The 10,958-nt window shown below is 68.9% G+C and carries 12 protein-coding genes and 1 tRNA gene; 11 read left to right on the top strand and 2 right to left on the bottom strand.

The genetic code is table 11. The features are described from left to right. A partial coding sequence (locus tag ACK4SE_RS10715) for a hypothetical protein (RefSeq protein WP_409692290.1) occupies positions 1-322 on the bottom strand: 322 nt, incomplete at its 3' end. Between the two features lie 218 nt (positions 323-540). On the opposite strand from ACK4SE_RS10715, the gene ACK4SE_RS10710 reads away from it, so the two are divergent. The 9 genes from ACK4SE_RS10710 (at position 541) to ACK4SE_RS10670 (ending at position 8,670) form a co-directional block, all read left to right on the top strand. Beyond that, on the top strand, positions 541-1,236 hold the full coding sequence (locus tag ACK4SE_RS10710) for a hypothetical protein (RefSeq protein ID WP_409692287.1): 696 nt from the start codon (positions 541-543) through the stop codon (positions 1,234-1,236). Positions 1,237-1,410: 174 nt separating this feature from the next. Beyond that, entirely contained in the window at positions 1,411-1,554 is a 144-nt protein-coding gene (locus ACK4SE_RS10705; RefSeq protein WP_409692284.1) for a hypothetical protein, read from the top strand. Positions 1,555-1,619: 65 nt separating this feature from the next. Further along, positions 1,620-2,354, top strand: coding sequence for a hypothetical protein (locus ACK4SE_RS10700; protein WP_409692281.1), 735 nt, complete (start codon positions 1,620-1,622; stop codon positions 2,352-2,354). A 102-nt stretch (positions 2,355-2,456) separates the two neighbouring features. Then, complete coding sequence (locus ACK4SE_RS10695) at positions 2,457-3,305, top strand: AraC family transcriptional regulator (protein ID WP_409692279.1); 849 nt, start codon at positions 2,457-2,459, stop codon at positions 3,303-3,305. A gap of 35 nt (positions 3,306-3,340) precedes the next feature. Next, positions 3,341-4,108 (top strand): type II CAAX prenyl endopeptidase Rce1 family protein, encoded by a 768-nt coding sequence (locus ACK4SE_RS10690; RefSeq protein ID WP_409692277.1) that lies wholly within the window; start codon positions 3,341-3,343, stop codon positions 4,106-4,108. 241 nt (positions 4,109-4,349) lie between these two features. Beyond that, positions 4,350-4,436, top strand: a tRNA-Leu gene (locus ACK4SE_RS10685). Between the two features lie 137 nt (positions 4,437-4,573). Continuing rightward, positions 4,574-5,986, top strand: coding sequence for a magnesium transporter (mgtE, locus tag ACK4SE_RS10680; protein WP_409692274.1), 1,413 nt, complete (start codon positions 4,574-4,576; stop codon positions 5,984-5,986). 75 nt (positions 5,987-6,061) lie between these two features. Next, positions 6,062-7,465: a glycoside hydrolase family protein gene (locus ACK4SE_RS10675; RefSeq protein ID WP_409692271.1), complete on the top strand. Its 1,404-nt coding sequence runs from the start codon at positions 6,062-6,064 to the stop codon at positions 7,463-7,465. 44 nt (positions 7,466-7,509) lie between these two features. After that, the gene (locus ACK4SE_RS10670) at positions 7,510-8,670 is read left to right on the top strand and encodes an isovaleryl-CoA dehydrogenase (RefSeq protein ID WP_409692268.1); all 1,161 of its coding nucleotides are present in this window, start codon (positions 7,510-7,512) and stop codon (positions 8,668-8,670) included. Here the strand turns inward: ACK4SE_RS10670 and ACK4SE_RS10665 are convergent. After that, entirely contained in the window at positions 8,667-9,911 is a 1,245-nt protein-coding gene (locus tag ACK4SE_RS10665; protein WP_409692266.1) for a S41 family peptidase, read from the bottom strand. The two genes, ACK4SE_RS10670 and ACK4SE_RS10665, sit on opposite strands and share 4 nt — an antisense overlap. 112 nt (positions 9,912-10,023) lie before the next feature. On the opposite strand from ACK4SE_RS10665, the gene ACK4SE_RS10660 reads away from it, so the two are divergent. Further along, positions 10,024-10,572, top strand: a complete 549-nt coding sequence (locus ACK4SE_RS10660; protein WP_409692263.1) for a helix-turn-helix domain-containing protein — start codon at positions 10,024-10,026, stop codon at positions 10,570-10,572. Next, positions 10,565-10,948, top strand: a complete 384-nt coding sequence (locus ACK4SE_RS10655) for a type II toxin-antitoxin system VapC family toxin (RefSeq protein ID WP_409692260.1) — start codon at positions 10,565-10,567, stop codon at positions 10,946-10,948. Before ACK4SE_RS10660 ends, ACK4SE_RS10655 begins: the two co-directional genes overlap by 8 nt. Positions 10,949-10,958: the final 10 nt, after the last annotated feature.

The raw sequence follows: 10,958 nt of genomic DNA, 5'->3' as shown, positions 1-10,958 counted from the left end.
CCATCTGCGCGGCGGTGAGGGGCGTCCCGGACAGCGCCTGCGGCGCTTCCGGGATGACAAGGGTCTGGTCTTGCGCCGCCGGTGCGGGGGAGGGCTGCGGCGGGTCAGCGGCGATGAAGGGGGCGGGCTGGTCGGCGCGGCGCCAGCCCTCGTTGCTGGCGCGCCAGCGGAAGGTGCGCAGGCTGAGGCCGTGGCGCTCGCACACCTCGGGCCCGCTGCCGCCCGCCAGATAGTCAGCCTTGGCGGCGGCCCAGCGGGCGCGGGCCTTTGCGGTGTCGAACACGGGCGGGCTGTCGGGGAGGTATCGAAATTTGATGTCCATGCCCCCCAGTGTGCGGCGCCCACGAGCGCTGCAGTGAAAAAGGGCCGGATTTTGAGGGCGGGGCCTTGTTTTATAAGGGATTGGCGCCGGGAAATGCGGGATCAACGGAGCGTTCGAGCGGTCGCCGATGCCTGTTTTCGCCGGCCCGGCCGCCGTGTTGCAATCAAGCAGGGCGGGGATAATCTGCCGTCTGCAAGGGTTGGAGAGGAGCGGCGGCCATGGGGAACCCGGTGGTGAAGGGTCTGACCGCGCTGGTGGCCTGCCTTGGTCTGACAGCCTGCATTACCCAGCGCGATATGGTTCTGGCGCCCGACACGCGCGGCGTCGTCATCCATGCCGGAACCGACCGGCCGGTCGAGGGGGCGCAGGTGCGCCATGCCCGCCTTGAGGGCGCGCCCACGGTCGTCACGGGAGCGGACGGCCGCTTCACCCTGGACGGGCGCATCCAGAGACGCCTGGTCCTCGCCTATCCCGTGGGCGGCGTGTACCGCGATGCGCGACAGGTGCGGGTCTCCGCACCGGGTCTGGCGGACGGTTACGCCACCGCCGGCTTCGTCAACCGCAGCCTGGGGCCGCCCCGCACCCTGTACGCCGTGCCGGTGCTGATGTTCCCGGCCGACGCCGGTGAAACGCCGCTGCACGCCCTGACGCGGGACTGTCTCCAGCGACCCGACCAGCATCACGCGGTGCACGTGGCCGCCTATGTGGCCGCCCTCGATCCGGCCGGCCTGCCGGACTGGATGGACGCAGACGCCGTGGAAGGGCTGGTCGAACATCTGGATCGCGTGCTGCCGCGTGCAGGCTTTGCGGCCTGCGCCCAGGGGGACGCGGCCTACGCCCTGTTCTCGACCCAGGAGGCGGCGCTGAGGGCGCTGGACAAGCCCCGCACCATCGTGATGCCGCGCTGGGAATGAGGCGAATGCGTGAGATGGAGCAGCATGATGGGCAGCAAACCCCGCATCACGTTCAGCCGAAGTCAGGACGGCTCGCTGCAGGTCTGGCTCAATCCGGCCGGCCGCGACCTGCTGGTCAGCGAACTCTAGGGGCTGAGCGAGCATAGCGATCACGTCCACATCATGCCGGAGGACATGGGACCCGAGTTGCCGGCCCGCAATCGCCCCTACATGGAAGGCGACGAGGTGATCGAGTGGGGCAAGGTGCTGTTTCGGCCGGACGAATGGGACGAGACGTATTTTCCGCATGTCATGGAAGCCAAGGCGAAGGCTGACTGACCTATCAGGCTGACGGCCGTTCGCCGGCCATTGTGCAAAAGCGGGTCTCGGGGCAGGGTCACAGGATGCCGGTTTCCATCCGCCGCCTCGCCTTCGTGTCGTTCGTCGCCGGGTGTCTGGCGCAGCCTGTGCTGGCGCAGGACGAAGGCGGGGTCGCGCCCTATGGTGTTCGCGACAGAGTGCGGACCCTCGCCTTTGATCCAACGCGCTTTTTCCCGTCCGAGCATATCGAGGACCGATCAACGGTCAGGATCGTCTATACTGGCGACGACTATGACTGGCCGGTTTACGCCATCGCTGTGGCCGAGGGCTGCGTCGACGCGGAAAACATCCGGGAGGACGACTGCGCATCGCGATTGCGCGCACGCATGGTGCGCGCGCCCGCGCCTGCCGACCTTACGCGTCCGCGGCAGCGGGGAACGCATCTGGTGGGCCGGCTGATCGAGCGGGGGGCCACATCGCCCCGGCAGATTCAGACCGCGCTGGATGAGATCGGCGTGGAGTGGGTCGAGGCTGATCTCAGAGCCTGTCCCGAGGCCCTTGCGGCGCTGGGCCGATCGGCGAATGCGGTCTGGGTCCCGGACGCTGTTGCCAATCCCGTAGCGGGCGATGAACTCATGGCTCTGGTGCTGCACGCCGACATTGTGCAGGTGGAGGTCGAGCAGTTCGCGCGGGTGTCGACCTATCGCGGCTGGATCGACGATGGCTCGCCGGCCGCCTGGGCGACCGACTTCGCGGGGAGCCTGGAGTCGTGCTGGGCGCCTGCCGGCGTGCCGGCGCCGTGGTCGCGAGGCGGCTGAGGCCTGCGGAAAACGCCGGATTAACAAGCGGTAAGTGGACGCAGGGACAATTGCCGGTCTTCTCTTTCAGCGGTGGCGCGGCGCCCGGCCCGGACGGCGGGCTTGGCCTCCACCATGGTGAGGGATCGGCGGATGGCGGCGGGTGCGGACAACTGGGTGTTCAGGTCGTCCGGCGGCATCGATCGTCTGGAGGCGCGGTTCACCGGGGTCGCCTTCGCGCCGCATCGGCACGACACCTATGCGATCGGGGTCACCGTGGCCGGGGTTCAGAGCTTCGATTACCGGGGCGCGTCGCGCCATTCGCTGCCCGGCCAGATCGTCGTTCTGCATCCGGACGAACTCCACGACGGGCGCGCGGGCGACGGCCTGCCGTTTCAGTACAAGACCGCCTATGTGGCGCCGGCCGATATCCAGAAGGTGCTTGATGGCCGCCCGCTTCCGTTCGTCAAGGGCGGCGTATCGGACGATCCGGGGCTTCACCGGGTGGTTTGTGACCTGCTGGACGATCTCGACAGCCCCATGGAGGATCTTGAGCGCGAGCAGGCGATCACGGATCTGACGGCGGCCTTGTCGCAGGCGTCCGGCGCGGACCTGCCGACCGGGGTTCAGAACCACGCCGCCGTGCTGCGGGCGCGCGATTTCATCGAGGCGAATCTGGATTGCGCCCCGACGCTCGCCGATCTGGAACAGGCCGCGCAATATGATCGCTGGCGGCTTTCGCGGGATTTTCGCGCCCTGCTGGGCGCAAGTCCCTACCGCTATCTGATCTTCCGACGGCTCGACCGGGCGCGCGGGATGATGAGCCGGGGCGCAGGCCTCGCCGAGGTGGCCCAGGCCGCCGGGTTCGCCGACCAGAGCCATTTCACCCGGCATTTCAAGAAGGCCTACGGCATGACGCCAAAGGTCTGGGCCGCCATGCACAGACGTTCAAGATCAGCCCGAGCCGTGTGAGCTATGCCAGCCAGTCCCGACACCGGAGCCTGGCCATGACCGACGAGATCCATCCCGCAGAACAGCGCGCGGCGCGCCAGCCGGGGGCGCCGGAAAGCCCGACGGCCGCGATAGACCGGCGCAGGGCCGCCGTTGAGCTGGCGGCGTTCGGGGCGCTGGCGCTGGTCCTTCGCATCGCCTTCGACCCGCTGTTCTGGCGGTTCGCGGGGCCCGTGTCGCTGATCGCGACCCTGATCTGCCTGGCGATCTATCTGCGCCGACGGGGGGAGGGCTGGTCATCGGTCGGCCTGATCCCGCTGAGGGGCGTCAAGGCGAAGCTGTTGATCCTGCCGCAAGCCCTGCTGGTGTTCGGCTTTTTCGCCGCGGCCGTCACGGTGGTCGTGCATGGCGGGGAGGCGCTCGGCTGGACGTTCCTCAAAACCGTTCCCGATGGGGTCGGGGATCGCTGGGGCGACGTCGAGGGCAGTTTGCCGATGCTGCTGCTTTGGCTCGGGATTGTCTGGACCGCGGCCGCGTTCGGTGAAGAGATGTTTTTCCGCGGTTTTCTGGTGACCCGGGCCCTGGCGCTGTTCCGTGGCGTGCCCCTCGCCCCCGTACTCGCTGTTCTTCTCCCCGCCCTGCTGTTCGGGCTGGGGCATGTCTACTATCAGGGCCTGCGCGGGCTGGTGACGACGGCGGCGATCGGCATCGCCTTCGGGGCCGCATTCCTGCTGTTGAAGCGCAACCTGTGGCCCATCGTGCTGGTCCACGGCGTGGTCGATACGATCAATTTCGTCGTGCTGTATCTGGGGGCGGACGCCTGAGTTTTTGCAGGCGACGATCGCGGGCCGTCGCTTTGAGCCCTCCGTACTCAGCCAGTCGCTTGCGACGCAATTCGCCGCGCCTTTGCGCGACCCTGCCGACACCGGGATTCACCCCTCATCCGACCGCCTGCGGCGGCCACCTTCTCCCTCAAGGGGAGAAGGGAAGGGGGAGAATGGGTTTCGGGGAGAAGGGCCCTTTCCTTTCGGTTCATCCTCGGCTATTGCCCCCGCTCCGATGCGAGCGGTCGTGGCGGAATTGGTAGACGCGCAGCGTTGAGGTCGCTGTTCCCTAACCGGAGTGGAAGTTCGAGTCTTCTCGACCGCACCATCAACCAGAGCCTGATCGGGTGAGGCCAATCGCATCGCGATTGCGCCGGGGCCGTGAATCAGGCTCTCGCATATATGCGGAATGACTCATCGGCTGAACGCTGAACAGGACTGACTCACTGGAAGGGGAGAACGCTCGTGACCATCGACGACGTGCGCGACGCCCCGGCCGGTCCTGACCCGGACACTGACGACGAACACCTGGGCGACGACTACGCCCTGACGGCCGCCTTCGTGGAGAAGGTGATCGATGCGGCCGACGTGGGCGACGGCGATCGTCTGCGCGATCTGCTGGAAGACCTGCACCCCGCCGACATCGCTGACCTGATGGGCTTCCTGACGTCCGAGCACCGCTCGGTGCTGGTCCTGTGGCTGGCGCCGGACGTGCTGGCCGAGGTGCTGCCGGAGCTGGACGACAGCATCCGCGAGCAGGTGCTGGAGCGGCTGCCCTCGGGCGCCCTGGCCGAGGCGCTGCAGGAACTGGACTCCGACGACGCCGCCGCGGTGGTGGAGGAGATGGAGGACGACCAGCGCCGCGCGGTGCTGGCGGCCATGCCCGAACAGGACCGGGCCGCCATCGAGAGTTCGCTGGGCTATGAGGAGGACTCCGCCGGGCGCCTGATGCAGCGCGAGGTGATGGCGGCGCCCGAGTTCTGGAGCGTGGGCGACACCATCGACCACCTGCGGGCCCAGGGCGAGGACCTGCCCGAGCTGTTCTTCGACATCTATGTGGTGGACCCGCAGTACCGGCCCGTGGGCGGGGTGGCGGTCAGCCGCCTGCTGCGCGCCGGGCGCGATGCGAAACTGGCCGCCCTGATGGAGCCGATCAACGAGATCGAGGTGCATCAGGACCAGGAAGAGGTGGCCTATATCTTCGAGAAGTACCACCTGATCTCGGCGCCGGTGGTGGACTCGGGCGGGCGGCTGGTGGGCCAGATCACCGTCGATGACATCGTCAACATCATCCAGGAAGAGAACCGCGAGGACCTGCTGCGCCTGGCGGGTGTGGCGGACACGGGCCGTGACGCGGGCGTCATGAGCATTGTCCGGTCACGGCTGCCGTGGCTGATCATCAACCTGGGCACGGCCGGGCTTGCGGCCAGCGTGATCTCCGCCTTCGAGGACCAGATCGAGCGGCTGGTGACCCTGGCCGTCATCATGCCGATCGTGGCGTCCCTGGGCGGAAACGCCGGGGCGCAGACCCTGGCGGTGTCGGTGCGGACCCTGGCCAGCCGGGAGCTGAACGCGGCCAATGCGGTGCGCATCATCTTCAGGGAAATGTCCGTGGGGCTGGTTCATGGCGTCGCCCTGGCGGTGCTGATGGCGGCGGGGGCCTATCTGTGGTTCCAGGATCCCCTGCTGTCGCTGACCGTGGCCATGGCCCTGATGATCAACATGTTCGTGGCGTCGGTGGTGGGCATACTGGTGCCTCTGACGCTGGATCGGCTGGGCCGGGACCCGGCGGTGTCGTCTTCGGTGTTCATCACCTTCACCACGGATTTCATCGGCTTTCTGTCGTTCCTGGGCATCGCCAGCCTGCTGCTGCTCTAATCCTGGCGAACCGGCCTGGACCTTGCTGGTTCCCGTTCAGGGCGAACCCGCCCGTCTCATTCTGGGTCAGGACCTTTGTCGCAGATCGACAAGCCGAAGCTGAAGGTGTCCCGCCGGGGCCTGGAGCTCATCAAGAGCTTCGAGGGCTTCCGGCCGCGCGCCGAGCGTCTGGCGGACGGCCGCTGGGTCGTGGGTCACGGGCATACGCTGTCGGCCCGCGAGGGCGCGACGGTCGATGCGACCGAGGCCGAGCTGCTGCTGCAGTACGACCTGCTGCCGATCCTGAACGCCATCGCCGAGCGGGTCGACCTGCCGCTGAACCCGCATCAGGTGGACGCCCTGGCCAGCTTTGGTCAGGCGCTGGGGCTGGAGCGGTTTCTGGCGTCGGAGGTGCTGGTCTGGGTCAATGCGGGCGAGCCCGGGGACGCCGCGCGGGCGCTGGGCGCCTGTGACTCTCCGCCGCTGACGCCGGCGCCCGATCCGGCAGCGCGGCGCCGAGCGGCCGAGAGCGCGCTGTTTCAATATGACCCGGAGCAGGAGGCGGATCTGGCGGCGCTGATGGCGGCGCCGGTCGTGACGCGGGCGCCCGAGGCGGCGGCCGACCATCCCGCTGAGCCTCAGCCTGAGATCGAGTCCCACGTCGCGGCCGAACCGGAAACCGTCGACGACGCGCGGGCCCTGGCCGTGGCGACGCTGCTGGGCGAGACGCCCGCAGACGCGCCGGACGCCCCCGAGGCGGAACCGGAGAGCGCGGCGCCGGCTGAACAGGCGCCTGTCGAAGACCCCGGCGAAGAGCCGGCTGTCGAAGAGGCGCCGGTGGTGATGCCGACGTTTACGACGCCGGTTGAAGCCGAGCCCGAAGCCTCCTCAGCGCCGGTCATGGCGGCGGCCAATGAGAATGGCGACGAGCCGCACGAGGCGACTGTTGATCCGGCGCCGCCGCCTGTCGCGGCGATGGCCATGGCCATGCAGCGCTATTCGCCCTACGCCGTGCCGGTGGGGGCGAGCCTGCATGTGTTCGGCGAGGCCCCCGCGGCGCCGGCGCCGGCTGCCGGGCCGGGGGAGGGCGTGCTGATCCTGACCCCGCCGCCGGACGTGGAGCCGGAGCCGCCGACCCGCGAGGTCTGGCCCGAAGCCGAGCGCCCCGTCACCGCGGTCGAGGCGGAACCGCTGTTCATGGAAGATCCGCTGCTGCGCGCGGGCGGCCAGCCGGTGTTCATGCCGGAGTCGTTCGAGCCGGAGCGGCGCGGGCGTCTGGACTGGAGCGAGACGGGCGCCTTTCTGGGCATGGGGGCGGTGGGCCTGACCGCGTTCGGGGCGGCGGTGGTCGGCTTCACCATGGCGGCGGACCGGCCGGGAGCGTCCGGTCTGGACCAGACCACCATCGCGGCGGGGGTGCTGGCGGTGATCGGGGCCCTGTGCGTGGGCATCTCGGCCTACAATCTGTATCTGCGTCGCGGCGGGCGCGGCGAGGGCTGAGCCCGGCTTTGCGAACGGGCCCGGGCGGTGCTACCCCGCTGGCCATGAGCATTCCCAACGCCCCCCAATCGATGAATTTCGGCCTCGGCGAAAACGCCGACATGATCCGTGAGACCACCGCCCGCTGGGCCGCCGACCGGTTGGCGCCGCGCGCCGCCGGGATCGACGAGAGCAACAGCTTCGCCCGCGACCTGTGGCCCGAGATGGGCGAACTGGGCCTGCACGGCATCACGGTGGAGGAAGAGCACGGCGGGCTGGGGCTGGGCTATCTGGAGCATGTGGTGGCCATGGAGGAGGTGTCGCGCGCCTCGGCCTCCATCGGGCTGGCCTACGGGGCCCACTCGAACCTGTGCGTGAACCAGATCCGCCGCTGGGGCACCGAAGAGCAGAAGCGGAAGTATCTGCCGAAGCTCATCAGCGGCGAGCACGTGGGCTCGCTGGCCATGTCCGAGGTGGGCTCGGGCTCGGACGTCATGTCCATGCAGACGCGGGCCGAGAAGACGGGCGACCGCTACGTCCTGAACGGCACCAAGTTCTGGATCACCAACGCCCCCCACGCCGAGACCCTGGTGGTCTACGCCCGCACCGGCGACGGCAACGGCGGGGTCACCGCCTTCCTGATCGAGAAGGGCATGAAGGGGTTCAGCGTTTCGAAGAAGCTGGACAAGATGGGCATGCGCGGCTCGGACACGGCGGAGCTGGTGTTCGAGGACTGCGAGGTGCCCGCGGAGAACATCATGAGCGGCGAGGGGCGCGGCGCGGCGGTGCTGATGAGCGGGCTGGACTATGAGCGCGCGGTGCTGGCGGCGGGGCCGCTGGGCATCATGCAGGCGGCGCTGGACGTGGTGCTGCCCTATGTGCGCGAGCGCAAGCAGTTCGGAAAGCCCATCGGCTCGTTCCAGCTGATGCAGGCCAAGGTGGCCGACATGTACGTGGCCCTGAACTCGGCGCGGACCTATGTCTATGCGGTGGCGAAGGCGTGCGACGCGGGCCAGACCACGCGCTATGACGCGGCGGGCGCGATCCTGCTGGCCAGCGAGAACGCGGTGAAGGTGTCGCTGGAGGCCGTGCAGGCGCTGGGCGGCGCGGGCTACACCAAGGAATGGCCGGTGGAGCGGCTGGTGCGCGACGCCAAGCTGTATGACATCGGCGCGGGGACCAACGAGATCCGGCGCTTCCTGATCGGGCGGGAGCTGCTGGGCTAGGGCCGGCCCCAGGTCGCCTCCAGCGTCTGGATCGCCACGGCAAGGTCCGCGTCCTCGTTGCGGCAGATGGCTTCGCGGGTTCGGACGGTCTCGATATGCGGCGGCACGACCTGATCCCCATAGTCGCGGCCGTCCGGGCCCCATGTGCCGTGTACGGGCAGGGTGACGCCCCAGCCTTCGGGCAGGTCGAAGCGGTCCGAACTAAGCAGGGCGCCGGCGCTGGGCCGCCCCACCAGAACGGCTTCTGTCTGTTCGCGCGCGCCCCAGGCGAAGCCTTCGGCCGCGCTGCCGGTCTCGGGGCCGATCAGGACGACGACGGGCTTGTCATACCGGAGCTCGCCGATATCCTCGATCATCAGCATGACCGCGCCGCGACCATGCGTGACCGCCTGGAACACCGCCTCGGTTGTGTAGGCGCCCTGGACCCGGTGGATGGTCGCCACGTCGGCGGGACCCACGGGGCCGCCCAAGGTCTCCAGATAGGGGCGCGACAGCAGGGCCACGCCGGGTCCGGCCTCGGTGAAGTAGGCCAGAAGGCGCAAGGCCGAGGCGTTGCCGCCGCTGTTGTTGCGAATGTCGATGAGCAGACCGTCCGTGCGACCCACCGCCGCCATGGCGGCGTCGATCAGTCCGGCGGCGTCGTCCCCGAAACGATCGGCACGGATGTAGCCCACCGACCGACCGTCGCCGCGCCGCAGAGTGCTCCATGAAATCGTGCGCTCGCGCGGGGGCCAGAAGGCCGATTCGCGCGGAACCGACAGGGCGGCCCGCGCGCCGTCGCAGCGCTCCACCTCCAGCAGGGCGGGCTGATCGCGGGGCCCCCGGATGGCGGTCGCGTTGAGGATGCGATCGCCGACTCTGAGCCCCGCCGCCCGCGCGCCGGAAGCCGGGTCGATCTCCACGATCACGGGATGTCCGTCGATCTCCTCCCACAGAGCCGCGAGGCCCATGGTGGGCCCGGCCTGGCCGGGCAGGTGCACGGCCACATGGGAGACGCCCAGTTCGCCCAGCATCTCGCGGCCCAGACGCTGGAACTCCGTGTCGCTGCGAACGCCCGCCACACGGTCGCGATACCGGGCGCTGATCGCGTTCCAGTCATGGCCGCCAAAGCGAGGGTCGTAATAGTTGGCGCGCACCGCCTGATCCAGGCCCTCGAAGACGGCGGCGTAGTCCCGGGTCTGGGCATGAACGGACCCGGTCATCATGGCGATGGCGGCGACGATGGCGAGAGGCTGGCGCATGGGGGCTTTCCTGAGGGCGCCGCCTTTCTGCGGTCGCGCTGCGTCGGCCACCAGTGAATTCCCGGTAAGGCGACGCCGCCGGAACAAGCCCCGTCTTTGCTGGTAGCTCCGAATGCCCGAGTTCTGCACGCACAGCCTTGTTCTGCGAAGGTCGCCGGCCTATAGTTCGCAGATGGCGAACCTTGATGATTATCTTTCGCGACGACGGGGGATGCAGGCCGAGCTTGCCCGACGCCTGGATCTCGGGGCCGGGACGCTGAGTTCGATCCGCAGCGGCCATCGCCGGCCGTCGCCGGAGCTGGCGAAACGCATCGAGGCCGCCACGGACGGCGAGGTGCGCGCGGCCGTGCTGCTGGGCGTGGAAGAGAAGGGCGCGGCTTTCGATCATGAAACGGCGCCGCAGCCGCTCAGCGGTGGGCGCTGGATGGCCAAGGTGGCGGCGGACGGGTCGCTGTTTCTGACCCCGGAAGCGGTGGCGGCCATGGGCCTGGCGCCCGGCGAGCGGCTGGTGATGCGGCCGGATGGCGAGGAAGTGCGCATCAACTCCTCGGACAAGGCGCTGAAGGCCATCCGGAAAGAGTTTCGACGACTGGTCCCGGAAGGGCGAAGCGTCGTTGACGAATTTCTGGCCGACAAGAAGGCCGAAGCGGCGCGTGAGTAGAGTCGTTCTGGACTCCTCGGCCGTGCTCGCGCTTCTGCGAGGCGAGCGGGGCGCTGATCGGGTGGAGTCGGCGCGAACCCATGCCCTGATCTCTACGGTGAACGTCTGCGAGGTTCTGACCCGCCAGTATGAACTGGGTTGGAGTCACGCCTCGGCCCAGGCGGCGTTCGAGGCGCTGGAACTGGACGTCTCGAGATTCCCGATGGCCGATGCGGTCAGCGCCGCCACGCTCAGGGCGGCGACGCGACATGCGGGTCTGTCCCTGGGCGACCGCGCCTGCCTCGCCCTGGCGTTGCGGGAGCAGGCGCCGGTGATGACGGCCGACCGCGATTGGCTGAAAGTGGATGTGGGCGTGGAGGTTGTGCTGATCCGCTGAACGGAACCGG

Origin of the sequence: Brevundimonas sp. (assembly GCF_046293315.1) — a bacterium.
Lineage (GTDB): Bacteria > Pseudomonadota > Alphaproteobacteria > Caulobacterales > Caulobacteraceae > Brevundimonas.
Note: the sequence above shows the minus strand (reverse complement) of the source record. Positions and strands in the feature narration are given on the sequence as shown.

Bases quoted from the DNA above. Each gene is read 5' to 3' on its own strand.
- ACK4SE_RS10660 (WP_409692263.1), top strand. From the start codon at position 10,024: ATGCCCGAGTTCTGCACGCACAGCCTTGTTCTGCGAAGGTCGCCGGCC.
- ACK4SE_RS10665 (WP_409692266.1), bottom strand. From the start codon at position 9,911: ATGCGCCAGCCTCTCGCCATCGTCGCCGCCATCGCCATGATGACCGGG.
- ACK4SE_RS10700 (WP_409692281.1), top strand. From the start codon at position 1,620: ATGCCGGTTTCCATCCGCCGCCTCGCCTTCGTGTCGTTCGTCGCCGGG.
- ACK4SE_RS10690 (WP_409692277.1), top strand. From the start codon at position 3,341: ATGACCGACGAGATCCATCCCGCAGAACAGCGCGCGGCGCGCCAGCCG.
- ACK4SE_RS10670 (WP_409692268.1), top strand. From the start codon at position 7,510: ATGAGCATTCCCAACGCCCCCCAATCGATGAATTTCGGCCTCGGCGAA.
- ACK4SE_RS10710 (WP_409692287.1), top strand. From the start codon at position 541: ATGGGGAACCCGGTGGTGAAGGGTCTGACCGCGCTGGTGGCCTGCCTT.
- ACK4SE_RS10705 (WP_409692284.1), top strand. From the start codon at position 1,411: ATGGGACCCGAGTTGCCGGCCCGCAATCGCCCCTACATGGAAGGCGAC.